Source organism: Arenibacter palladensis (genome assembly GCF_900129275.1).
Classification (GTDB): Bacteria; Bacteroidota; Bacteroidia; order Flavobacteriales; family Flavobacteriaceae; genus Arenibacter; species Arenibacter palladensis.
Window position 1 is genome coordinate 302,341 of the sequence record NZ_FQUX01000004.1, and the last position, 23,617, is coordinate 325,957.

A 23,617-nucleotide genomic window follows, 5' to 3' on the forward strand; every position below is an offset into this window, starting at 1 on the left:
ATGAAACTATTTAAAATAATATATTTTGGGTTACTACTGATAGTTTGCAGTTGTAAAACTCTTAACACTAACTTGTCCATTCCGGAGAGGGAAGCGCCAACAAGTTTCAGTAAAACTTCAACCGATACTACCAGTATTGCAAAAATAAACTGGAAAGATTACTTTGCCGACGAACATTTGATCAGTTTGATCGACACGGCATTGGTAAATAATTATGATTTACAAATGGCCTTACAGCGCATCGAAATTGCACGTTCAGGGGTTCGGTTTTCTAGCGGTGAATTATTTCCGAAAATTGACGGAAACATTGCTGCCGGCTCCACCAAATATGCCAAATACACCGAAAGCTTTGCAGGTAACTCCACCACCGAGTTTGAAGGCAAAGGTATTCCCAATCCTGTTGAAGATTATTTTTTAGGACTTACAGCCACTTGGGAAGTTGATATTTGGGGGAAATTGAGAAACAGCCGTAAAGCGGCCATATCCAATTATTTGGCAAGTATTGAGGGAAATCGTTTTGTCATGTCGAACCTAATAGCAGCTACAGCCATTGCTTACTATGACCTACTCGCCTTGGACAATGAATTGGAAACCCTTGAGCAAACCATAAAAATGCAACATGAAGCTTTGGAAGTGGTACAATTGCAAAAAGAAGTGGGCAAAGCCAATGAATTGGCCGTTCAACAATTTCAAGCCCAACTGCTCAATACCCAGGCCCTTAAAAAGAATACTCTTCAGCAAATAGTGGAAACGGAAAATAGAGTAAACTTTTTATTGGGAAGGTATCCACAACCCATTGAAAGAACAAAAGAAAAATTATTTCGGGAAGTACCCCAACAAATTGCATTTGGAGTGCCATCACAATTGCTATTAAACCGCCCTGATATTCGCGAGGCAGAATTTCAAGTGCAGGCCAGCAAGTTTGATTTGAAAGCTGCTAAAGCTGCCTTTTTTCCAAGCTTTAATATTGGTGCTGCAATTGGTTTTCAGGCGTTTAACCTAAAGTATATATTTCAATCCCGGGCATCTATTGGTTATGCAGCCTCCGGCGGATTGATTGCTCCCTTGGTGAATAGAAATGCCTTAAAAGCAGAATTCAATAGGGCAAAAGCTAACCAATTGACAGTAATGTACAATTATCAAAAAACGATTTTGAACGGCTATGTAGAAGTAGCCAACGAACTTTCGAACATTCAGCAATTAAGGGACATTATTTCTCTTAAAAGCCAAGAAAACGAAGTACTTGAAAATGCTATTGTGGCCTCAAAAGAATTTTACCGAATGGCAAAAGCCAATTACTTAGAAGTTTTAATGGCTCAACAAAACTCATTACAAACCAAATTGGAATTGATCGATGTGAATAAGCAACAACAAATCGCAACTGTAAATATTTACAAAGTATTGGGGGGAGGTTGGTAAAATACCCAAAAATAAAGGCGTACACTTAGTAAGTCTATCCGAATCCGGATAAATTATGACTTAGTAATGTGTATGCCTTTTCTAAAGCAATGACTTGTTCATATCGAGAATATATCTTTGGCAATGTATTTACAGCAGGTATGAGCGGTTGCTTTGCCGGTAGAATAATTATTGCTCCTTATCTATCTCGATCAAAGAAAGATAATAAGAGGTGAAAGTGCAATAATGAAGACTCCTATAAGAAATGATTAATCTGTACCTGAAGTTCTTGTAACAGGATTGAAAGAAAATTATTTTATTTAAGGGAGTAGGTGTTTTTCTAGGTATGGCTATGAAAGGGTATTACTATTTATACGGTTCAAAAACTTTACTGGCTACCTGAAAATATAAAAAGCTTACGGGTGTTAATTGTTTAAATTGGAATTGTAGTATCCTAATGGCAATAACCGTTTAGAATTCCGTTTAGTTTTTACTGTTAATAGATCATATATACGCATAGGTATGTATTTTCAGGAAAACTATTTCTTGTTCAAAATAGCAGGTGTTAGTTAACTATATGTTGCAATTTTAGTCCCCAAGTTAGAAAGTAGTGGGCTCATTTCAATTGATAAATAGCTGACTTTGCTATTTAATATTAATTCTTTAAATTAAATTCATTCAAACTAAGCATGAATTGAACTTTAAAGAATCACATATTCTAATACTTAATAATGTCGCAAGGTTTATTGATTTAACCGAGCTTGAAAAACAGAAGTATATTTCTTTGCTTGCAGAAGTAAAAGTGAAAAAGAAAGCATATTTAATGCAAGCAGGTGAAATTGCTCAATATGAGTATTTTATAGCTAAAGGCTGCTTAAAAGTATATACTTTGGATGAAGATGGTGCACCTCACATATCCATGTTTGCAATAGAGGATTATTGGACTGGTGATATGGCAAGTTTTATGACCAAGGAACCAACTCGTTATTTTATTAAGGCTACTGAAGATTCGGAATTATTAGGTATCTCTAGGGCCAATTATGATTTGCTTTTTCAAGAAATACCAAAATTCGAAAGGTTTTATCGCAAATTATATCAAAGGTCGCTCATAAGTTACATAAGGCGTTCCAATCATGGCATATCCTTAGACGCTGTGGAAAGATATATTGCCTTCAAAAAGAAATACCCAAAAATTGTCAATAGAATTACCCAAAGAGACTTAGCGGCTTATATTGGCATTACGCCAGAATTTATGAGCAAAATTATTTCGAAGGTCAACAGAATGTAAAAGTCTTAAACTAGTTCATTTTTTTTCATGTGTTCCTATCGGAATTTTGAAGCATGAAAAAAATAATAATCATTACATCTTTTTTAACAATTGGATTTGCAAACTATTTGCAAGCGCAATTTACCCAAGTGGAACTGTTTTCTGGTTTTGATAAAACAGATTTTACATTATACTCAAGTTATACTCTTAACAAGAGCAAGACTTTAAGCATCAATAACTTGGCCTTCTTTCAAAAATTCAAAGATACAGATAGCCAAGTCTTTGATGAAGCAGGTGTACAACCAGCGTTATTCTGGAATCTTAATAAGCATATTGCTATTGGTCCATCTTTATATTACAACAGTGTTGCTGGGTATTCTGAACGCTTTTCAGCAAAATTCACTCTAAAAAATTCACGAGTATTATTTGTAATTATTCCTACTGTTGCCCATACTGAGCAAACGGGCGCTAGCTATGCTGAAGCCTTTGCTCAGTTTCAGTTTAACACAGCAATAAATGAAAAAGTTTCTCTTTGGTTAAACGGACAGTTCTTAACTATATGGGATGCATTCGAGAAGCAATCAAGAAGTTTTCAGCAACTACGTGCAGGTGTGTCATACAACGGACATCAGTTTGGCGTTGGTGTAGACTTTGACCAGTACGGGCAGAAACCTATAGAAAAATCATCTTTCGGCTTGTATATCCGAAAAACTTTATAGACAACTTTAAATCTTAAACATTATGAAACATTTAGTACAAAAACTTTTAAGAACGCATCCAAGTATTGGATTTAGCATTGCACGATTAACCCTTGGTTTGGTGATATTTCCGCATGGCGCACAAAAATTATTAGGACTCTTTGGTGGGTATGGTTATGCAGCAACTATGGAATCATTTACAAGTCAAATGGGATTGCCGAGTATTGTACCCTTTTCCGTAATAATGATTGAATTTTTCGGCTCTATTTGCTTAATTCTAGGACTCTTCAGTAGGTTTTGGGCACTATCGCTTACGGGAATGTTTGTGGGTATCATTTTTACTACCCAGTTAGAACATGGCTTTTTTATGAATTGGTTTGGAAATCAAACGGGTGAAGGTTATGAATATTCACTTCTTGTTATCGGCCTAGCATTAACCACAATAGTTAATGGTAGTGGAAAATGGTCAATAGATCAACTAATCTCTAAAAAACAGTAATCATGAAAAAAATAATCACAATAGCAGGGAGCAATAGTCAAAAATCTATCAATGCAAGTTTAATAACCTATACCAATAATTTATTGGAAAATGTTGATATTGTTTCTATCGACTTAAACGATTATGTTTTACCAATTTATGGTGCTGATTTTGAAGCTGAAAATGGTATTCCCACTGCAGTTAAAAGACTAGACGAGTTATTCAATACTGCGGATGGATTTATAGTATCTCTTGCCGAACATAATGGGTCTTATGCAGCTGTATTCAAAAATACTATAGACTGGTTATCCCGTGTAAACACTAAAATATGGAGAGAGAAGCCTATGCTGTTAATGGCAACCTCGCCAGGTGGTAGAGGCGGAGCTACTGTATTACAATCAGCTAGTGCCTACTTCCCGTTTATGGGAGCCAACATCACGGATACTTTTTCATTGCCCTCATTCCATAATAATTTCAAAAACGGAGAAATTAATGATGAGTATTTGAAAGAGGACATTCATTCCAAGGTAAATAAATTTCAAATAATAATTAATTAAATACAATTATGCCACATTTTATAATAGACTGTTCAAAACAAATTGTAGAAAAGAAGTTGCCAGAAAATATCATGCAAAAAGTATATGATGCCGCAGAATCGATCAAATTATTTCAGCTAGAAGAAATAAAAGTACGTATTAGTCCCTTTCAATATTACAATACAGGAAACACAAACGACGACTTCATCCATGTTTTTGCCAATATAATGGAAGAAATTCGGTACAAAAAGCTAATCTGTCTAAACAAATTATAGCAGAGCTAAAAGAAATGTTTCCAAAAGTTCCCAGTATTTCCATAAACATTGGAGATTTTGATAAAGCTGCGTATTGTAACAGGGAAATGTATTAAATCCTAATTCAGTATTAATGAAAAAATAATATTCTTAGCTATTGTTTTACTTCTATGCAATGAGAACATATTGGCCTATGTCAGTACCATAGGAAATCTTCCAGGAATTAAAAAAAATGTTATTATGGAAGTGTTGCCAAGAAGCAGCGTTGTATAGCAAGCAAATTGCAATCTGCAAGTGCCTAAGTCTTGTTTGCAGGAGCCAGCATCTTTTAAATACTTTTTAGAAAATTTTTATTCTATCGGCGCTCTTTCATAAGAGGTTGCGATTTAATTGTAATTTAACTTGAAAGTAATTAATTCTGAGTATTTACCGTAAGGGGAATGGATGGTGTTGGAGGGTAGTGTTACCTTTTAAAGTTTATTGTATTGGTCTGTTTATTAGTGGTTTGGTTTAATTTCAACCAAGATAATATTGTCATTATGTTAATTGTATTGGCGCAAAATTCCTTACCTTTAAAGGACTTGTTTGCCACTTACCATTTAAATTTTAATGTTTAAAGCAATTATATTATGAAACAGATAAAAGGACTTAAGTACTTCACTTTGGTAATGCTCTTGTTTATTTTTATTGCAGTGAGTTCTTTAGGCTCGTGCAGGGAGCAGAAAAAGCAAGAAAACACTGAACAGCAGGGAGAACACCCAGAAAGCGATGAAAAATCCGCTAAGGAAGAGCATCCAACCAATGCCAGCGATGAACACCCTACCAACACGGGAGATGAGCATCCTGCAAAAGAGGAGGAGCATCCTACAAAAGAGGAATAGAGATATTTCAAGGCCACACTATAACGGTGGCTTTACTGGATTTCATAGGGTTTGTTTACCTGATTTTCTTTGAAATGAAAAAAATGTTTTTGGAAACGCGGGATTATTCCCAATTTCCATAACGGGGTATGCCAGAAAGTTGATAGGACCGGAATTAGGTCCGGGTTCTATTTGAAGGTCCCGTCCTCTTGTGAATTCAATACGATTTGCTGGATGTCTACCAAAGTAATAGGTTGCCAAAGCGGTGTACTTATTGGCCTCGCTAATATCTACGGGCCACCATTTACCTTCGGCATAAAATTCTGCCCAACAGTGATAACCATCTATGCCGCCATCATCCCGTTCTGACGGAATTGCGGCCCCTACAGCAAAGCGTGCAGGTATTCCGGCAGATCTAGCCAGGGAAATAAATAGGGAATGGAATTCGGTGCAATTACCGGTAAGGGCGTCACATGCGTAAACCGCATCTCCCGTTCCATATTTGCCCGCCTTTATGTAACGCATATTGTCTATGACATAGTCGTATAGTGCCCTTGCCCCCATAATGGTACTTTCGCTGCCTTTAGATCCTATAATGGAGTCGGCAAGTATCTTAAATCGATCGCTTACAGGGAGTAATATATTGGCATCCAGATAGACTGTTGGCGACGAATTTTCTTCATATGGCTCCTTCTCCTGTCGCTCAACATCGAATATAAGTTGCACTTTCTTACCACTATGCTCCGGTGACAGTTCCATATACAATATAGTGTTACCGTATTTTTTTTCTTTTAGTATTTGATGCTCAACTGGGGCTTCAAGTGCTTTCATTTGGACGGTTTGAAAGCGATCGCTCTGTGGCACGGGAATCCATATTTTTGCAGATTCATTTATTTCCGGAAGGGTTACCTCGTACTTAAATTCAAAACTGTCCTCCCCTTCAATGACACCAAGCAAGTCGGATGTGGCATTTTGGACAGGCAGCCTATACCACGTCTTGTCCTTACGTTGTTTCCAAGTATAAAAGGGTTTGCCATTAAGCTTGTGCAGGGTGGTTTCTGTAACGCTCATGTTGCCCGGATCTCCGTCCAGGAAAAAATCCACATCGTATACATCGCCATTTACATCGGCCAGATCAACACAGGCAAAATGGCGGTTGGGACCTAAATTGGAAAGGTATTCCGTATGTACGCGTACCAATTGCAGGCGCAGATCTTTTTCGTCAGTACTCATATTGAAATACCCGCCTCCTTCCTCTACTTTTTTTGCAATATTGGCTTTAATACCAGTTTCTATATCGGCGGTAACTACCTTTGGGATATTCTTGCTGCCGAGCATTTTTTCTTTTTCTTTCTGCTTTGTGTTTGTATTACAGGCCGAGATCAGAGCAAGCATTAAAACATAAATAAGCCGAAAGTCTTTCATTTATATGCGGGATTATTGGTTGTCTTAATTTACAATAATTCTTTCGTTATCCCAACAGGAATATTGTATACGGTAGTTGATGATATATCCGAAACCTCATTTATCCAACCTAAACCTTTTTTTTCAAAAACACTATGGCATTAAAACATGGAAGCGGGTGAAGGTTTTAGGCTTGATGTTGATCTTTGTTTCCATTTTATTTGGATCTACAAATTGGAAAGGTATGGGAGGTTATTCTTGGTTCTGTTTCAATGCCAACTTGTAGGATCTTGGTTTTTCATGGACCAGTTACCATATGTGAAGATTATATGTGACTTTTTTCAATATCTAAACTATAGGGGATTTTGGTTAACCTATGGCCCACAAATGTTGTGTATGCCTGATGATCTGTAAAATAAATGGAAATCACAGGGCTATAATAATAAGTAAGTCTGAGGTTTTCATACCTTAGCAGCTTTAGGTCAATGGATATTACCGTTGGAGAAACAACAACGCTGTTTTGTTAGATATTAAATGGAGTAAATCTTCCGGATTGGATTTTAAAAAAGCGGTGCTTTTTATGACCATCAGCACCTTTTCATTTGCGTTGATGAATGTTTCCGTAAAATATTTGGACCGAATCCCAACTTTTCAAATTGTATTTTTTAGATGTTTTGGTTCCTTGGTACTGGCAACTACCTATATTTTGCTCAAGGGGATCCCAATATTTGGTATTAAGAGAAGACTTATGTTGTTGAGGGCTGTCTTGGGCTTAACGGCTATGAGTCTGTTCTTTTTCTCCTTAAAATACTTGAACGTAGGTACGGCAGTTTCATTAAGGTATATTGCTCCTATTTTTGCAGCGGTTTTTGCAGTTTTCTTTTTAAGGGAGAAGTTGAAAAAAATTCAATGGCTTTTCTTTCTAACAGCATTTGCTGGGGTACTGGTTTTAAAGGGATTTGATGGTAATATTAATACCGTTGGCCTGGCCCTCATCTTAACGGCCTCTGTTTTTAGTGGTATGGTCTATGTGGTTATTAGAAAAATAGGGGTTTCAGATCATCCTGCCGTTGTAGTCAATTATTTTATGTTCGTAGGTACTGTAATTGGTGGACTTTTGGCCATTTCTGTTTGGGTAAGACCTCTCGGTTTCGAATGGATGTTTTTACTGCTGTTGGGCGTCTTTGGTTTTATGGGACAATTATATATGACCAAGGCGTTTCAAATTGCCAAAACAAACCTTGTGGCCCCGTTAAAATACATTGAGGTCATTTTTACCATTTCCATTGGTGTTATATGGTTCCAAGAAGCCTATACTATCTACAGTTTTATAGGACTGTTAATGATTATTTCTGCCTTGGTTTTAAATACTTTGGTTAAAAAGGATTGAAACCTTTATAACTTCACTTCAGTACAAATTTGGGATATGAATACTGAACCTTTTTATGAAATTCGAATATCCATTGTGGGTTTTATTAGTGAAACTCAATTTTGAGAAGTCAGTAAGACGCACTGAAAATTGCAAGTTGAACTAATCCCGCCTTTTTCGGCGGGATCTAGGTTCAATACCTCGACCCTTGGGTCGATTCCTATGATTGGGTGCAGGGCTTGCCCTGAGGTTTAATACTTTTTATTTTTTAAAATTGTCTAAAATTCAACATCAAATCACAAAATAGTTTTAGCTTTGTTTTTGAAATGGGGTGCTTGCCATTTAAGGCAGGCTGAGATGATACCCAAGAGTTTTAGCTCTGAACCTGATCCGGATAATGCCGGCGTAGGGATTTTGGTTCGATGTTGCACCATTGCATGTCGTTACTTTCTTCATCTTCCCATTTCATAAATATAATTAGGGAATAGATGGAGAATTTTTTTACACACCTTACATGGTTGCAGGCAATGGGAACAGTCCTTGGGGTAGCACAAGTGCTTTTGGCAAGGAACAATAATATCCACAACTATTTGTTTGGAATCGTTTCTATCCTGATTGGCATGTGGGTACTGTACCAGACAAAACTGTATGCGGATATTGTACTCCATCTATACTATTTGTTTATGAGTATCTACGGCTGGATTTTTTGGAAGTATGGTAAACATAAAGAAGAAACCCCTATTACCTATTCGGATAAATCGGAACATATAAAGGCTCTAGGTATTGTGATAGCCTGTTTTACGCTGATGGTCTACTGGCTAAGGTTTTATACAAATTCAGATGTCCCAATCTGGGATGCGGCAGTAAGTGCCTTTGCTTGGGCCGGAATGTGGCTCATGGCCAAAAGAAAAATGGAAAATTGGATCTACCTTAATATTAGTAATGTTATTTCCATTCCCTTACTCTTTTACAAAGAACTGTACATATATGCGGGCTTGACCATTTTCTTGTTTATAGTGGGAACCTCGGGATATTTTAAATGGAAAAAAATAATTTTGGATGACACTAGTAGACAACCTGTACAAGCTTAGAAAACTACAATTGGGAGCCGACGTATTTACACAAGATGTTTTGGATTGGATCAACAATGAAAACCTCTGGAACCTATGGGTCCCTAAAACTTATGGAGGATTGGAATTATCCCTAACCGGGGGTTTGTCCAAGCTTAGGGAATTGGCCAAGGTTGATGCCAGCCTGGGATGGACCATAACCCTGTGCAGTGGAGCCAACTATTTTATAGGCAATTTACAACCAAGTAAGGCCCATGAAATTTTTAGAATGGCCGGATCCGCCCCTTGTTTAGGAGGAAGTGGTGGGGTGTTCGGTAGGGCGGAAATTATTGATGATAGCTACAGGATTTCGGGAAAATGGCGCTATGCTACCGGTGCTCCCTACCTCACACATTTTACTTTAAATGCGGAAATTTGGGAGAATGGGGTTCATTTGCTAAATGATGATGGGGAGCCAAGGGTGCAGTCTTTTGTAATTCCAAAAGAGGCGGTACAAGTAATTCAAGACTGGAATACTATGGGCCTTAAGGCTACCGCTACCCATTCTTTTGCTGTTCATGGTTATATGGCCCATGAGAGCTGTAGCTTCAGTTATAATGATTGCCATCTGCCTCACTCTATTTTTAAAATTCCTTTTGCCCTTTTTGCCGATTTAACACTATGGATAAATTATATTGGTATAGCCGAACATTTGTTGGAAGAGGCCGGTGTTGTTTTAGGGGAAGGAAGGTTGGACGCTTTGGAAAATGCAATTCTAGAGTCGGATCGTAAAATATTCCTATACGCTAATGAAATTGAGAAAAGGATCCAGGAAAACAAAGCTTTTGATGCTGATTATATGAAAGAAATACATGAAGGGGCTGTGCAATCCGTGAAGGGAATTTCTAGGAACATCATAGAAATTTACCCAAGTTTGGGAGTTAAGGCGAGTACCAAGGGCCATACCTTAAACCAAATTTTCAGTGATTATTTTACGGCTACCCAACATCATATTTTTACAAGAAAATAATAGAAACCGTAAACAGGAAGCTTAAAGATTTATCCAATAGGTAAGTTTAAATACCAAAGCCCTATTCTTGCTCGTAAAATTGGAAGGAAAATAATTTTCAGTATAAACAATGTAGAAATCGGAAGCGGGTTTATACCGCCATTGAAACCTAGCATTCAAGTTCATGTTGTCCGTTAAATTATTGTACTGGTAATAACCAGTAAAGAACAGCTTATCCGTAAAGGTAACATCCAATTTTGGTCCTAGAAGAAATAACTCTGCCTCACCGTAATCTTCATCCAATTTGAGATTGTTATAGTCAAAACGCATGGCAATATTTACGTAGGGTTGAAAGCGCATATCCAGCTGCCCCGATATATTTAGATTGGTGCCATTGTAAAATCCGCCATAAGTGGAATTTAATAGAAAGTTCATTTTCTTGACCGTATTACTTTGATAAGATGCGGAAACGGTATTCCAACGATATTCCTCGCCTATCAAAAATTTTCTAGAATCCCTATTGTTTACTGGATTAAAGTCAAAGGTCAATTCTTGAAAAATATGGGCCAAATCGAAGGTTAGGTTTGCAGAATTTTTAAAATCGAATACGTATCCTATGGCAAATTCCCTATCTACCAAGTTACCGTTAGGTAAATAGGTGTCATTTATTCTAGCTTGGGGCCCAGAATACAGTAAACTGTTGTTCTCCGGGTAAATTTTGTAGGCCACTTCTGAATAATAGCCCATTTGTCCAGGGTAGACCATACTTCCAGGTACATAACCAACTTCGGCATTAAAGTTTTTGTCAACGAAGAAGGTTCCCAAATTGGCCAAAAGACTACGGTCCGAATACTGAAAAAAGGCTGAACCGGACATTGTCTTTGCATTGTTTCTTTTGTCGAAGGATTTAGCAAGGAATGAACTGTGGTACCACCTGTTATCCTTACTTCTCAGTACTAAATCGGCATCAAGGACCCTGTTGTAAGTGTTTGGTTTAATGCGATCTTCCAAAGTAGGTCTTCCAAAAATACTGGGGTGGTAATATTTCAAGGAATCACTTTCCGCAACCCCCAAACTCTCTTTGTTTACAAAGGTTATGGAAAAACTGGATTGTTCATGAAACATTCTTTGAACCGTTGCCACGGTATAGTTTTGGGCAGGTAATCCCAATTCCAACATTTTCTTTGTGTGCATATTCATGACTCCCAGGCGCCATTTTTCGTTAATAGTGCCACTAAGTCTAGCCCCGTACATTATAGGTACTTTCTGGGGGATTCCGGTAGAATCCTGGATAATACCGATACGTCTGGAGAAAAACGGCCTGGCCGAATCAAAACCGGCATTGTCAAAAAGGTCACTATTTTCGAGAAAAAATTGTCTTCGTTCCGGAAACCTAAATTCAAACCTTGATAAATTTAGTATTTGCTCATCAACTTCTATTTGGGAGAAATCCGGATTTACCGTGAGGTCTAAATTCATGGAAGGGCTTATGCTTACTTTGGCATCGAATCCGGTCTGTAGTTCTGTTGAGGATTCTTTGGGATCCACCTCCCGATCTTCGAATGCACCTCCAGAAATATATGGGATAAGTGAAATGTTGGAACTTGCTTCTGGAATGGGACCCTCCCAAACAAGTTGCCCCGCATACGCAAAGGTACCAGTGTAGAATTGTCTTGGTGTACGCACCCAAGCGGACTTTATATTCCGTTTTTTGTCCAGACGATCAAAAGTGACATTCCATTCTTTTACATCGCTCTTGTATTTGAAACTCTTAAAGGGGATAGCTAATTCGGCAATCCATTTGTCCTTGTATCTAACTACTTTGGAGTACCATTTATTATCCCAATATATATTGAAGGCATTTTCTCCATTTCCGCCACTGGACACCGTTCCCTCTCTTTGCGCTCCTATGGCAGTTACATTAAAGAAATAACCGTTCAAACGGTCATTGTACGGTCCAAATATAAAGGAAACATTATCGTTGATGGCATAACTAAAATCCCTTCTAAGGGTGCTCACTACATCTGGGGTGTCATCGTCATAACACACAAAAGATACATAAAGAAACTCGTCGTTGTAAGTCATCCGGGCCTCAGTTTGAAAAGGGGACGGCAAGCTGTCTACTGGAAAGTTTTGGTACCAATTGTCGGCTACGTCGGCCTCTTTCCAGGCACTTTCGTCCAGAACTCCGTCCAGCACAATGTCACCTTGGAATTTTTTAATCTTCAATTTAGTGCCAGGTAGATTTTGGGCATAGACGATTGAGGATAAATAAAGTAAGGTCAAATGTAAGTAACACTTCATTTGTTCCCGTTTTCATGGTTGGTTTTGGTCTATAATGTATTAAAGATAAACTATTTATGGCTATTATTTCTATAGATGTCCTATCCAATTTAAATTGGATCTACCTTGATAAGTTGGGAAATGCACGGATATTTTTAGGACTATGTGAGTTTTATTGGAAGGAATAATCTTAATTGTTCTTTTGCGATTGTAGAAATTCATATTTACCCTGGAAATATGAAAACTTATTCCGGAAATAGGCAATCTAAAACTGGTTTATAGTATTATAATCAAAAATGGGTTGAAGTCCCATTGGCGAATGTTCAAGGTATGGAAGCTAATTACCGGAAGGAAGATATTATGAGTTCCGCAAAGTAGAGTATTCACATGCTTTAAAGTCGAGGAGAAGATAGCTGGCGAATAATTCTACCCGCTATGTTGGAATTGAATGCGCTGGCGCCTGCCCGCATTACCGGAACGGGAAGAGGTATCATTTAGAAAAGCTGGGTCCTGAAATGTCACCAGCAGTTATCTTCCAGTGCCCACGGAGCTGCCTTGGTTTGCAGACAGGCTTGCACTATGGTGATTTTTAATTCTTTTGCAAGGCTACGAGTTCCTCTAAGACTTCCTGTGCCTCGGCATATTTTTCGTCGCTTTTAGATCTATTGATGCTGGAAAGTGTATGCCACTCCTTCATCAGTCCGTTGTATTTTTCTTGGAGTTTTTCTTCCTTGGATTTGTTTTTGAATATTCCGAACATAACTATATTTTTAAGTGTTGGGTTATTTTGGAACTCATGGGATTGGTGTTGGAAAAGTAATAATCCACTAATTCTCCTTTACCGTCCACGAGATATTTTTGAAAATTCCATTTTACAGTTGAACTTTTAAGACCATTTACGGCTTTGTTTGTAAGCCATCTGTATAGAGGATGTTGGTTTTTTCCTTTAACATTGATCTTTTCGGTTATTAGAAATTTTACACCATAATTAACTTCACAAAATGTTTCAATCTCCGAGGCACTACCAGGTTCTTGACCTCCAAATTGATTACAGGGTAATCCTATGACCACTACACTGTTTTTGTAAGAATCTTGGAGTTCTTGCAATTGCTTGTATTGGGGGGTAAAGCCGCATTTTGAAGCCACATTTACAAATAGGATATGTTTGCCCTCAAAGTCTTTCAAATTAATGGGAGTATCGCTTAGACTATTTATTTTAATATCATATAAGGATTGTAATTCCATCTTTTCCTTGGGATGTGAACTAGTAAATATGGTTGCGGCAAACGTTTTGAAGGGATTCATACATTAAATTTTAAAAGTTACAATTCCATAGTCCATTTCAAATATTTGGCCCGAGATGGAGGCTGCTTTTTCAGACAATAGAAATTGGGCCATTTCCGCTACTTCCTTGGGATTGAGGAATTTTTTTAATGGATGGCGCTCTTTTATATTGTCGATCATTTTTTCATTGCGCAGAAGTTTAGAAGCCAATTGGGTATCTGTCACCGTGGGTGCAATGGCATTAATACGTATGGTGGGCGCCAATTCGGCGCCAAGGGATTTTACCAAACCTTCTACACCGGATTTGGCCGAGGCAATACTGGCATGGTAGGGCATTCCCAATTTTGAGGCCACTGTGCTAAAAAGTAAAATAGAGGGGCTTTCGGCCTTTTTAAGCGGATCCAAATACTTTTGGACGGCCTTAACGGCACCAATAAGGTTAATTTCAAAATCTTCCCTAAAGTCCTCCAAACTTAAACGCGCAAAAGGTTTTAAATTGATACTTCCGGGACAATAGACCAATGCATCCACAATTGTTATATCGGGTAATTCATCCTTTAAAATGTCGCAACCCATATGCGTCAAATTGGGATGGGTTTCCTCCGGGGAAGACCTACTTATATTGATTACCTTGTGGGTATCCAGAAAAGTTTTTACAATAGCCTTTCCTATACCCTTACTACCTCCAATAACAACTATTGTTTTCATTCTTCTGTGATTTATATACCGGAAGCCAAATGCCTGCCCTTTAATCTTTTTTCTACTTTCCTTTTAATGGCGGTAAGGCGTTTCATGGTATCCATAATCTTTTCATCCTTCTTACTTTTATAAATTTCATTCAAGCCCAAGATCAGTTCTTTTGCCTTTCTGGAAATTTCAATTCTGTCACTGGTGGAAAGCGATTTTAGTTTTCTTTGTTCAAATTCCAATGCTTCGTTTATGAGGTCCATAATATTAATTTTTAATATAGTTTTGTAATTCTGTTATTTTAGATGGCGTATTGAATTTTCCTCCGTAATAGGAGGTTACGGTTGCCGAGGATTCATCCTTGATCCCTCTTGAGGAAACACATAAATGCTTGGCATCAATAATGACCGCCACGTTTTCCGTACCCAAAATTCTTTTAAGATCTTCCGCAATTTGGTTGGTAAGTCGTTCCTGTACCTGAGGTCTCTTTGCATAATATTGTACAATTCTATTCAGCTTGGACAAGCCTATTACTTTTCCGGAAGAGATATAGGCCACATGGGCTTTCCCTATGATTGGCACAAAATGGTGTTCGCAGTTGGAATAAAAGGTAATATTCTTTTCCACCAACATTTGATTATATTGGTATTTGTTGTCGAACAAGGCAATCTTTGGCTTGTTTGCCGGATTTAATCCGGAGAAAATTTCATCAATGTACATCTTGGCAACACGCTCTGGAGTACCTTTAAGCGAATCGTCCGTTAGGTCCAAGCCCATTACGTCCATAATTTCCTGAAACAATAGGGCAATACGTTGTTTTTTCTGCGTATCCGAAAGTTCGAATGCGTCCGATTTCATTGGTGTTTCCAAACCCGTATATAGGTGGTCGTCGCCAATATCCTCATGGGTAAAACCATTTAATTTATGGCCATTTATTTTGTTTAGGGTTAAGGTTTCTGTATTCATATTATCTTTTTATTGTGCTGTACTTATGTACTCATCCCATAAGTCAAAGCACTGTTAGCGTTTTGAAATTGAGTTATTTGTAATCTGTTTTTGTCTAGAACATTTAAAGCGCCCTTGAGCAAACGTTCTTAATTTTTGGTGCTTGGTGGCGCGACCTTGCACACGTTGGCGCCACATTTTAAAGCTACTTGGTGTCATTTCCCGGCGCATGAGCTTAATGACTTCTTGTTCGGGCATGGAGAACTGATACGTTATGGCTTCAAATGGGGTTCTATCCTCCCATGCCATTTCAATAATACGGTCAATATCCCTTTCAGTTAAGTTCATTTAAAATTCAAAAAATCATATTTAGATTCATATCTCGCTTTAAGTTTCATCAACTTAAGAAGAAAAGATTTACTATTTTCAAAGCTTCCATCTTTTCTAAACCTAATAAATCGTCCTTGTGCATATAGACTGTTATAGTCACCTTTATACATCACCAATTGATAATATGGAATTACCCAAGTGAAATTGGTAAGACCTTTAATTATTCTCACTAGTATTCCCAGTGGACGCAATTCTATATTGGCATAGGTAGCATCAAAAATATTGTTGAGATAATCTTTCATATTGTCACTAGATTCCTCTATAACCATTTTTTTAGAAACTGTTCCTTTCATTTTAACGGTTTTTAAAAAGCTGAAAGGTTTCCCTACCAGATCATTTATAAGTAGGGAAGTATCGTTATTTCTATGTGTGGTGTCTAAAATCATCTTACTAGAGGTCTCTTCCCAAAGTTACATAATGTTTAAGAGTTTTTAAAATAAGTTAAACAGAATTGGATTCTATTTTCTTATGGTGGTATAGGCTATTCCTATATAAAGGAGTTCTAATTGGCCACTAATTTATTGATCAGCCCATTGAAGATTAATCCATGAAAGGGATACACGCTGTACCAATATAAACGGCCTGCAAGTCCACGGGGCCTGAAGGTTGCAGTTTGTTTTAGAAGTCCATTATCAATTTTAAATTCTAGCCAAGCCTCTCCGGGAAGCTTCATTTCTGCGTATAGCAGTAGTTTTTTTTCTTTTTTATCGCTGAAAATAACCCTCCAAAAATCTAAAGCGTCCCCTGCATCCAATTCGGAAACGTGGGTTCTTCCCCTACGTAGTCCAATACCGCCGACCAATTTGTCCAGATATCCTCTTATTTTCCACAGAAAATTTCCGTAGTACCAGCCGGTAGTACCTCCAATAGACCAAATTTTGTTAATGGTAGCTGGCTCATTTTGGACTTTACGTTCCTTATAATCCTTAAAGCAACCGTATTTGGGAACATTAATATATTTGTGAAGGTTATTTTTTAGGCGGCCACTGCTTACCATGGAATCTTTCCAACTGGATACAATACTGTTCTGTTCAATCTTTTCGAAAGCCAATTGAACGGCCTCTTTATAGGTTATAGGGTGTACGTCCAGGAGTTGATTTATATTACTGGGTTTTCCAACAATTTGGACGCCCATGCTATCCACCAATGTTGTTGCCAACTTGTAGGAGGTGGAGGTAACAAAATATAGCCAATAAGAAGAAAGTTTAGGAGTCATGACTGGAACGGTTAAAATATATCGTTTTAACCCCCTGGTCTCTGCAAACTCCAGGAGCATTTGTTTATAGGTCAAAATTTCGGGACCAAAAATGTCAAATGAGGTATTATAGAGATCTTTCCTTCCTTTTGCCCTTGATAAAAAGGCCAATACATCCCGTACCGCTAGGGGTTGTGTTTTGGTATTGAGCCATTTTGGCGCTACCATTACGGGTAGTTTTTCTACTAGATCCCTGATAATTTCAAAGGATGAGCTTCCCGATCCAACAATGATACCCGCCTTAAAAACGGTAAGTCCGTAGGATTCCGAGGCCAAAATTTCTTCCACATTTTTTCTGGACTGTAAATGTTTGGAAAGTTGCTCTTCGTTGGTTATGCCACTTAAATAGATAACCTGCTTTAGCTTGGTAGTGGAGAAATAGGCTTTAAAATTGGCTGCACAAGCTGCTTCCAAGCGCTCAAAATTGTTCGAAGAGTTAGACATGGAGTGTATTAAATAATACGCCACATCTATATCTTTAGGGATACCTTTTAGGGTTTCCGGTTTTAAAAAATCGGCCTCTACAATACTGATATTTTCATCGTCAAGGTATGTTTTATCAGCTCTTAATGTATCCCGTACAGCGCAGACCACATGATGCCCTTCATTGGTCAAAATAGGAATCAATCGTTTACCGATATACCCTGTGGCGCCTGTAACGAGAATTTTCATTTGTTATATTGTTAGGGATAAATTGTTCAACTTCAATAAGACCTTAAAATCCATTGAAGTTGTTGATCTTAATGTTGTCGGCTTTTAAATCGAACATTAGATTATAAAGTCCAAAAAAGGTTCTATTAATATAAATAAAATGTTTGGAACCTCTATTGCCGTTCATTTTTCGCAGTTCGGTACTTTTGGAATAGCGCTGCCCCAATTCTGTGATTTTCCCAAAGAATTCACCATCCGAAAAGTTGAAGGTTTCCACCTGAAACGGTTGGGTGAAAAGGGTTAACAATTCATGGAACATCTCGGTGAAGAATTGGGTTTCCTCAACGGAATCGTCTTCACGTAAAATTTCCAGTTCGTATAATTTGGAAACGAAGAATTTCTGATTTTTAATATTCTCCGGTTTGGCCAATTCAAAATAAGGGACGTAGAATTCATTAGGTATAATTTTCATGCAGCCAAAATCAAGTGCTACCAATTTACCTTCCTTTGATACCAAGAAATTTCCGGGATGTGGATCTGCATGTACTTTTCTCAACTTGTGTATTTGAAACATATAAAAATCCCACAAAGCCTGCCCTAGCGTATTGGATTTTTCTTGATCCGTGTTGTGGGCCGTAAATTCTGAAAGGTGTTCACCTTGCATATAGTCCATGGTAATAATTCTGTCCGAGGACAGTTCTTCATAATATTGAGGAAACAAAAGGTTGGGAATGCCTGAGCAGGCCTTGGCAATTTCCTTGCTCTGTTCCATTTCCAAAACATAATTTGTTTCCTCTATTAACTTTCCTTCAACTTCCTTGAAGTACTTGTCCGAATCTTTGCCTTTAATGTTAAACATTTTAATTGCAATAGGTTTAACAAGTGCAAGGTCGGAGGCTATACTCTCGGCAACTCCAGGATATTGGATTTTCACAGCAAGTTTTTTCCCATATTTTGCCGCCTCATGGACTTGTCCAATACTGGCAGCGTTTACTGAAGTTGTGTTGAAGGAATCAAATAGTTCATTGGGCAGTTTGCCAAAATAATTTTTAAAGGTTTTGATTACCAGTGGAGGCGATAATGGGGGAACGGAAAATTGGGCCAAAGAAAACTTTTCCACATACGCTTGAGGCATTATGCTTTTTTCCATGCTCAACATTTGAGCTACTTTAAGAGCACTTCCTTTAAGTTGTTTAAGGCTGTCATATATATCCTCCGCATTGTTCTCGTTGAGCCGAGATCTTGCCTCAACCTCCGTTTTTGTAAGTTTATCACCATAGTACTTGAGATAGTTGACCCCAACTCTGGCACCCGTAGAAACTAATTTTGAGGCACGATGTATTTTGGAAATAGGTATATTGTCTATTGTTTTCATAGAATGGTTTTAATTCGTGGGCATTTTTTCCTTGAAAAGGAATTTCCCAAAGTCGATCACACTTTTAAGAGGAGCAATGTTTAGGACATCAAAACTAGTGTTGACCGATTTCTCTATAAATATATCGGTCTTCTCAAAGGCCGCCGAGGTGTCTTCCATCCAGAATTTCATGGTCAATAACAATTGTAACCAAGCCGATTCCTGAAGTGCGCGACGTTGAATTTTTTCTATTTGTTCCTGTTTAATGTCCAAGGTTTCAATGTTCAATTCGGCGATGTAGGAGGTAAAATTCCTTTTTAGCCCAGATAAAAGTGTTAATCCCTTGAGTCCGTTTTTATGATTATGTAGTGAGTGTAGTACATAACTTCTATTGGCCGTTAAGTTTTCAAAAAAGGTGAAGTAAAAACTTAAGAGTTTATTGCGGGCATCGAAGGATTTATAGTCTTCGCTTTTGTCCAAAACGGAAACGGTGTTGTTAAAAAAAGCTTCGAAAATATGCTTTTCAATGGCTTCGAACGAGCCAAAAAAAGCATAGAATTTAGACTCTTCAAAGTTGTTGGCTTTTGCAAAGGCGTAAACCGATTTAGGGTTTTCATTATGTTCAAGGACATAATCCATATACGATGAGATAATGTCGTTTTCTGTTATTGTTTTCTTTTTAGCCATGATTTTCTGTTGTATGGTACAAGATACAAAATGTTTAACGTTTATGTTTAAATATTAAACAAAATTTAACTTGCTTTATGGGTGTTGAAGCCTTCCAAGCCTAGAAAAGGCTTTGCATAAAGTTTTATGATTCAAGAAAATATCCACTGACTTGGGAGGTGGGATAACACCCTTGGTTATAAATAGGGGTTACAGCAAATACTGGCCAAACTGGTTTGTGGAATAATGGTGGAGGAAAGCTTTGATTGAAGATTTAAAATTTATATCAACCTTGTTTTGTCATAGATTTTGTACCATTTGATCTATTTGGGAGAAAGGAACAATAGTTTTTGGCAAATCTTTTTCATTTATTTCTTGGAGCATTTTTCCCGATATCCAAAGTTGGGAAGTAGAATCTTTTAGCAGCAATTCATGAAAATCATTTAGATACGCCATAATATTTTCTTTTTCCGGCCTTACTGTGAAATAGGAAACGAATACAATATTATCATATAATGGCAATAAATCCTTTAAACTGAATGTAGGGATGCTTTGTCCAAGAAAAATGGCTTGATAGCCTTTTGATAGGATTTCATAATTAAGGAACATTAACCCTAATTCATGTATTTCGTTGTCCGGAAGATACAGTACAAAAGTTTTGGAGGTGTTGGTAGGTGTGCTTAACTGCAGTTTTTCGGTATTTACCAAAATCTTTTGTTTGATCAGGGCGCAAATAAAATGTTCATGTGACGGCGTTATGGTATCGGTTTGCCAAAGCAGTCCCACTTCGTTTAAAAAAGGGATAAAGTCCTCATAGAAAATTTCCCTAAATGATTTTTCCTTTAAAAGGGAATTATAGGTTTTAAAAAATAGTGCCTGGTCAAAGTTCATCATGGACATTTTAAAGGAATTTAAAACATGTCCGTTATCGCTTTGCTCAGAAACCAAATTTCTTACAACGCTCGGTATTTTATCCTCCCCTAGCTGTGAAATCTTTGAAATCTTATAACCGTTGTTGTAAAGAAAGGTAACATTGAGAAGTTTCTGTAGGTTCTCTATATCATAGCATCTTATGTTGGTGTCCGTTCTGTTGGGTTGAAAAAGATTGTAGCGCTTTTCCCATATTCTAATGGTATGGGCTTTAATGCCAGACAGATTCTCCAGGTCCTTGATGCTAAAGTTACTCTTAACGTTGTTCATTAATTTTTAAAAAAGATTAAACAAAAATATTGCTTTTAAAGTTTATTTCAAAGTTTCCACAAGTCTTTAATTTATGGGGGTACTTGCATGTGATTAAATCTTGGGCCAGTTTTTTTAGGGAATATTTGGCAAAAACAGACCATTGCAATATTTGCCATAGCCATGGCAAATCGTATCTTTATGGCTGAACAATTATGAGTTGAAATCATACAGCCAAATTATTTTCAATAATTTCAGGGAACTGCTTCACTTCTTGAAAAGCACCAATTTCTCTAAGGCCATATTGATTGCCATAGCAGTTACGGTGCCAATTTTACTTTCCATTAGATGGGGTCATTTAGAAATTGGTCTTGCGCTTTGCTTCGGGGCCTTTTGGAGTTCTCCCAGTGATGTGAGCGGCAATTTTCGCCACAAAAAGTATGGGATCTTGTTTTCTGCGGTCTTGGTAATGTTGGTAAGTTTCATTGGAGGGTATTTAAAGTTCGAAACTTGGCTGCTGATTCCTGTTTTGGGACTTTTAACTTTTGCCATCGCCTTTATTTCGGTCTATGGGTTTAGAGCTTCACTAATCAGTTTTTCTGGCCTGTTGGCCCTAGTATTGAGTTTCGCCCATGAATCGAAGGAATTGGAAATTTATGAATATGCACTTTTAATAGGTGCCGGTGGACTCTGGTATTTGTTCTTGGCAGTACTTTGGTACCGAATAAACCCCAAAGCGCAAACCGAAGAACTCCTTGGGGAGACCTATAGGCTGACGGCCGAATTTTTGGAAACCAGGGGCAAACTGGTAGGTCCCAAGAAGGATCGATTGGAACTGCAATCCCATTTGTATGAAATACAAAGTAAGTTAATTGAGCATCATGAAACTTTAAGGGAAATTTTACTTCTTTCCAGGAAGAGCTCGGGAAGATCTAGTTATCAGGCCAAGAGACTGTTAATCTTTGTGGAATTGATAGATATGCTGGAAACTGCAATCGCCAATCCGGTCAACTATGACAAAATGGATGCCCTATTTGGGGACCACCCCGAGTTTATAGAAAGCTTTCAGAATCTGATATTCGAAATGGCCAGTCAATTAAGGACAATTGCCGAAGTGGGAACCGACCATAGTAAATTTCCAAAAAATTCTAAATTGGGCCTATGTTTTGAAAAGGTTCAACTAGAAATAGCCAACTTTAGGAAGGAGACGGGTACCGAAGACTATGAAGGATTCCTCATGCTTCAAAACCTTTTACAATATCTGGAAAAACAATTTGAAAAACTCAAAAAGATAAAATGGCTTTTGGGGAATCCGGATATGGGTACGGTAGATTTGGTAGATCAGACTTCAGCCAAACGTTTTATAGTTGCCCAGGATTATGACCCCAAATTATTGCTGAGCAACTTTAGTTTTAGGTCTACCATATTTAGACATTCGTTAAGGTTGTCTGTAACAGTAATGATAGGGTATGCCCTAGGTAATTTCTTCGATTTTCAAAATCCCTATTGGATACTCTTGACTATTATCGTAATAATGCGGCCCAGTTATGGTCTTACCAAATCCCGTACAAAAGATAGAATTATAGGAACGCTTTTAGGTGGTGCCATTGCAACCGGTTTTGTTTTTTTAATACAGAATCCCTATGTATTCGGGGCCTTGGGCGTGGTTTCCTTGGTTATTGCATTTTCAATGGTCCAGAAAAATTATAGGGCAGGGGCAACATTCATAACTCTTACCGTGGTATTCGTTTATGCCATTATCCGTCCAGATGTAATAACCGTTATACAGTTCAGGGTATTGGATACGCTTATTGGAGCAGGTCTGTCCTTTGTGGCCATGTTATGGATTTTGCCGGCTTGGGGATTTATGGAGATCAGGGAGCAAATAGAAAATAGCGTCAAGGCCAATAAAGGCTTTCTTGCCCAAATTGCCCGATATTACGAACAAAAGGGCAAGGTTACAACGACCTATAAGGTGTCGCGTAAAGAGGCTTTCGTGGAAACTTCCAACCTTAGTTCGGCCTTTCAAAGAATGGCACAAGAACCTGTATCCAAACAAAAAAATCTTGATAAAATATATGAATTGGTAGTGCTGAACCATACCTTTCTTTCGTCCTTGGCATCATTTAGTACTTATATACAGAACAATCCTACCACAGAGGCTTCCTTAAAATTTAAAAATTTTATTGCCGAAATTGATAAAAACCTGGAGCAAGTACTTTTTGCACTTAAGGAGTCATCTTCCGACCAAGGGCCTAGCCCCAGAGAAAGCGGGCAATTCTCCAAGGAACAGCTCCCCACCTTTGTCCCCAAGAATATTGAACTCTCTTCCAAGGTAGACGTAAAATTGGAGCGCCAACTTCAGGAAGCCCATTTGGTCACTGAACAATTGCACTGGCTATTTTCCTTAAGTGGGAAAATGTTAAGACTGGTCTCAAAAATTGAGTTTGAATAGAAGGTTAAAAGTAGGCTTTTAGGGGTTGTTGGTTGATCGGATAGCATAATATGGGGCTAAATTGCTCCTAACTTTATGCTGATAGTCATATTATGGAATTGACCTTTACTTTTGGAGGTCTCCATTTCATTAATGGACAAGGACCT

At 37.8% G+C, this 23,617-nt stretch carries 24 protein-coding genes and 1 riboswitch; of the genes, 11 read left to right on the forward strand and 13 right to left on the reverse strand.

The features are described from left to right. The 7 genes from BUA60_RS13580 (at position 1) to BUA60_RS13610 (ending at position 5,512) form a co-directional block, all read left to right on the forward strand. Entirely contained in the window at positions 1-1,419 is a 1,419-nt protein-coding gene (locus tag BUA60_RS13580; protein ID WP_072862745.1) for a TolC family protein, read from the forward strand. A gap of 673 nt (positions 1,420-2,092) precedes the next feature. Further along, entirely contained in the window at positions 2,093-2,686 is a 594-nt protein-coding gene (locus BUA60_RS13585; protein WP_072862498.1) for a Crp/Fnr family transcriptional regulator, read from the forward strand. Positions 2,687-2,739: 53 nt separating this feature from the next. Continuing rightward, entirely contained in the window at positions 2,740-3,384 is a 645-nt protein-coding gene (locus tag BUA60_RS13590; protein ID WP_072862500.1) for a hypothetical protein, read from the forward strand. A gap of 22 nt (positions 3,385-3,406) precedes the next feature. Beyond that, the gene (locus BUA60_RS13595) at positions 3,407-3,862 is read left to right on the forward strand and encodes a DoxX family protein (protein WP_072862502.1); all 456 of its coding nucleotides are present in this window, start codon (positions 3,407-3,409) and stop codon (positions 3,860-3,862) included. Positions 3,863-3,864: 2 nt separating this feature from the next. Beyond that, the gene (locus BUA60_RS13600) at positions 3,865-4,398 is read left to right on the forward strand and encodes an NADPH-dependent FMN reductase (RefSeq protein WP_072862504.1); all 534 of its coding nucleotides are present in this window, start codon (positions 3,865-3,867) and stop codon (positions 4,396-4,398) included. Positions 4,399-4,406: 8 nt separating this feature from the next. Further along, positions 4,407-4,652, forward strand: a complete 246-nt coding sequence (locus BUA60_RS13605) for a tautomerase family protein (protein ID WP_317043200.1) — start codon at positions 4,407-4,409, stop codon at positions 4,650-4,652. A 608-nt stretch (positions 4,653-5,260) separates the two neighbouring features. Continuing rightward, positions 5,261-5,512, forward strand: coding sequence for a hypothetical protein (locus tag BUA60_RS13610; RefSeq protein WP_072862506.1), 252 nt, complete (start codon positions 5,261-5,263; stop codon positions 5,510-5,512). A gap of 42 nt (positions 5,513-5,554) precedes the next feature. Here the strand turns inward: BUA60_RS13610 and BUA60_RS13615 are convergent, their stop codons facing one another. Then, the gene (locus BUA60_RS13615; protein ID WP_072862508.1) at positions 5,555-6,916 is read right to left on the reverse strand and encodes a transglutaminase-like domain-containing protein; all 1,362 of its coding nucleotides are present in this window, start codon (positions 6,914-6,916) and stop codon (positions 5,555-5,557) included. A 499-nt stretch (positions 6,917-7,415) separates the two neighbouring features. On the opposite strand from BUA60_RS13615, the gene BUA60_RS13625 reads away from it, so the two are divergent. The 3 genes from BUA60_RS13625 (at position 7,416) to BUA60_RS13635 (ending at position 10,343) form a co-directional block, all read left to right on the forward strand. Continuing rightward, complete coding sequence (locus BUA60_RS13625) at positions 7,416-8,285, forward strand: DMT family transporter (protein WP_262483033.1); 870 nt, start codon at positions 7,416-7,418, stop codon at positions 8,283-8,285. A 296-nt stretch (positions 8,286-8,581) separates the two neighbouring features. Continuing rightward, positions 8,582-8,693, forward strand: a riboswitch (TPP riboswitch). Positions 8,694-8,752: 59 nt separating this feature from the next. Beyond that, on the forward strand, positions 8,753-9,355 hold the full coding sequence (gene pnuC, locus BUA60_RS13630) for a nicotinamide riboside transporter PnuC (RefSeq protein ID WP_072862511.1): 603 nt from the start codon (positions 8,753-8,755) through the stop codon (positions 9,353-9,355). Continuing rightward, positions 9,324-10,343, forward strand: a complete 1,020-nt coding sequence (locus tag BUA60_RS13635) for an acyl-CoA dehydrogenase family protein (protein ID WP_084532600.1) — start codon at positions 9,324-9,326, stop codon at positions 10,341-10,343. The genes pnuC and BUA60_RS13635 overlap by 32 nt, the downstream gene beginning before the upstream one ends. A gap of 21 nt (positions 10,344-10,364) precedes the next feature. Here BUA60_RS13635 and BUA60_RS13640 read toward each other — a convergent pair whose 3' ends face one another. The 12 genes from BUA60_RS13640 to BUA60_RS13690 form a co-directional block, all read right to left on the reverse strand. Further along, positions 10,365-12,626, reverse strand: a complete 2,262-nt coding sequence (locus BUA60_RS13640; protein WP_072862513.1) for a carbohydrate binding family 9 domain-containing protein — start codon at positions 12,624-12,626, stop codon at positions 10,365-10,367. Positions 12,627-13,194: 568 nt separating this feature from the next. Beyond that, positions 13,195-13,365, reverse strand: coding sequence for a Lacal_2735 family protein (locus BUA60_RS22865; RefSeq protein WP_111622020.1), 171 nt, complete (start codon positions 13,363-13,365; stop codon positions 13,195-13,197). Positions 13,366-13,367: 2 nt separating this feature from the next. Continuing rightward, on the reverse strand, positions 13,368-13,910 hold the full coding sequence (locus BUA60_RS13645) for a glutathione peroxidase (protein WP_072862515.1): 543 nt from the start codon (positions 13,908-13,910) through the stop codon (positions 13,368-13,370). A gap of 3 nt (positions 13,911-13,913) precedes the next feature. Then, positions 13,914-14,597 (reverse strand): SDR family NAD(P)-dependent oxidoreductase, encoded by a 684-nt coding sequence (locus BUA60_RS13650; RefSeq protein WP_072862516.1) that lies wholly within the window; start codon positions 14,595-14,597, stop codon positions 13,914-13,916. An 11-nt stretch (positions 14,598-14,608) separates the two neighbouring features. Then, positions 14,609-14,839, reverse strand: a complete 231-nt coding sequence (locus tag BUA60_RS13655) for a hypothetical protein (protein ID WP_072862518.1) — start codon at positions 14,837-14,839, stop codon at positions 14,609-14,611. 4 nt (positions 14,840-14,843) lie between these two features. Then, entirely contained in the window at positions 14,844-15,542 is a 699-nt protein-coding gene (folE, locus tag BUA60_RS13660; RefSeq protein WP_072862520.1) for a GTP cyclohydrolase I FolE, read from the reverse strand. A 54-nt stretch (positions 15,543-15,596) separates the two neighbouring features. Then, positions 15,597-15,869, reverse strand: a complete 273-nt coding sequence (locus BUA60_RS13665) for a TIGR03643 family protein (RefSeq protein ID WP_072862522.1) — start codon at positions 15,867-15,869, stop codon at positions 15,597-15,599. Next, positions 15,866-16,297 (reverse strand): hypothetical protein, encoded by a 432-nt coding sequence (locus BUA60_RS13670; protein ID WP_072862524.1) that lies wholly within the window; start codon positions 16,295-16,297, stop codon positions 15,866-15,868. The genes BUA60_RS13665 and BUA60_RS13670 overlap by 4 nt, the downstream gene beginning before the upstream one ends. Before the next feature lie 116 nt (positions 16,298-16,413). Next, positions 16,414-17,838, reverse strand: coding sequence for an SDR family oxidoreductase (locus BUA60_RS13675; RefSeq protein WP_072862526.1), 1,425 nt, complete (start codon positions 17,836-17,838; stop codon positions 16,414-16,416). Between the two features lie 43 nt (positions 17,839-17,881). Next, complete coding sequence (locus tag BUA60_RS13680) at positions 17,882-19,192, reverse strand: ABC1 kinase family protein (RefSeq protein ID WP_072862527.1); 1,311 nt, start codon at positions 19,190-19,192, stop codon at positions 17,882-17,884. A 9-nt stretch (positions 19,193-19,201) separates the two neighbouring features. Next, the gene (locus BUA60_RS13685) at positions 19,202-19,858 is read right to left on the reverse strand and encodes a TetR family transcriptional regulator C-terminal domain-containing protein (protein ID WP_072862529.1); all 657 of its coding nucleotides are present in this window, start codon (positions 19,856-19,858) and stop codon (positions 19,202-19,204) included. Between the two features lie 279 nt (positions 19,859-20,137). Then, positions 20,138-21,037, reverse strand: coding sequence for a MerR family transcriptional regulator (locus BUA60_RS13690; protein ID WP_072862531.1), 900 nt, complete (start codon positions 21,035-21,037; stop codon positions 20,138-20,140). Positions 21,038-21,236: 199 nt separating this feature from the next. Between BUA60_RS13690 and BUA60_RS13695 the strand changes: the two genes are divergently transcribed. After that, positions 21,237-23,471, forward strand: coding sequence for an FUSC family protein (locus BUA60_RS13695; RefSeq protein ID WP_072862533.1), 2,235 nt, complete (start codon positions 21,237-21,239; stop codon positions 23,469-23,471). The last annotated feature ends 146 nt before the right edge of the window (positions 23,472-23,617 follow it).

Bases quoted from the DNA above. Each gene is read 5' to 3' on its own strand.
- BUA60_RS13580 (WP_072862745.1), top strand. From the start codon at position 1: ATGAAACTATTTAAAATAATATATTTTGGGTTACTACTGATAGTTTGC.
- BUA60_RS13590 (WP_072862500.1), top strand. From the start codon at position 2,740: ATGAAAAAAATAATAATCATTACATCTTTTTTAACAATTGGATTTGCA.
- BUA60_RS13595 (WP_072862502.1), top strand. From the start codon at position 3,407: ATGAAACATTTAGTACAAAAACTTTTAAGAACGCATCCAAGTATTGGA.
- BUA60_RS13600 (WP_072862504.1), top strand. From the start codon at position 3,865: ATGAAAAAAATAATCACAATAGCAGGGAGCAATAGTCAAAAATCTATC.
- BUA60_RS13605 (WP_317043200.1), top strand. From the start codon at position 4,407: ATGCCACATTTTATAATAGACTGTTCAAAACAAATTGTAGAAAAGAAG.
- BUA60_RS13610 (WP_072862506.1), top strand. From the start codon at position 5,261: ATGAAACAGATAAAAGGACTTAAGTACTTCACTTTGGTAATGCTCTTG.
- BUA60_RS13615 (WP_072862508.1), bottom strand. From the start codon at position 6,916: ATGAAAGACTTTCGGCTTATTTATGTTTTAATGCTTGCTCTGATCTCG.
- pnuC (WP_072862511.1), top strand. From the start codon at position 8,753: ATGGAGAATTTTTTTACACACCTTACATGGTTGCAGGCAATGGGAACA.
- BUA60_RS13635 (WP_084532600.1), top strand. From the start codon at position 9,324: ATGACACTAGTAGACAACCTGTACAAGCTTAGAAAACTACAATTGGGA.
- BUA60_RS13640 (WP_072862513.1), bottom strand. From the start codon at position 12,626: ATGAAGTGTTACTTACATTTGACCTTACTTTATTTATCCTCAATCGTC.
- BUA60_RS22865 (WP_111622020.1), bottom strand. From the start codon at position 13,365: ATGTTCGGAATATTCAAAAACAAATCCAAGGAAGAAAAACTCCAAGAA.
- BUA60_RS13645 (WP_072862515.1), bottom strand. From the start codon at position 13,910: ATGAATCCCTTCAAAACGTTTGCCGCAACCATATTTACTAGTTCACAT.
- BUA60_RS13650 (WP_072862516.1), bottom strand. From the start codon at position 14,597: ATGAAAACAATAGTTGTTATTGGAGGTAGTAAGGGTATAGGAAAGGCT.
- BUA60_RS13655 (WP_072862518.1), bottom strand. From the start codon at position 14,839: ATGGACCTCATAAACGAAGCATTGGAATTTGAACAAAGAAAACTAAAA.
- folE (WP_072862520.1), bottom strand. From the start codon at position 15,542: ATGAATACAGAAACCTTAACCCTAAACAAAATAAATGGCCATAAATTA.
- BUA60_RS13665 (WP_072862522.1), bottom strand. From the start codon at position 15,869: ATGAACTTAACTGAAAGGGATATTGACCGTATTATTGAAATGGCATGG.
- BUA60_RS13670 (WP_072862524.1), bottom strand. From the start codon at position 16,297: ATGATTTTAGACACCACACATAGAAATAACGATACTTCCCTACTTATA.
- BUA60_RS13675 (WP_072862526.1), bottom strand. From the start codon at position 17,838: ATGAAAATTCTCGTTACAGGCGCCACAGGGTATATCGGTAAACGATTG.
- BUA60_RS13680 (WP_072862527.1), bottom strand. From the start codon at position 19,192: ATGAAAACAATAGACAATATACCTATTTCCAAAATACATCGTGCCTCA.
- BUA60_RS13685 (WP_072862529.1), bottom strand. From the start codon at position 19,858: ATGGCTAAAAAGAAAACAATAACAGAAAACGACATTATCTCATCGTAT.
- BUA60_RS13690 (WP_072862531.1), bottom strand. From the start codon at position 21,037: ATGAACAACGTTAAGAGTAACTTTAGCATCAAGGACCTGGAGAATCTG.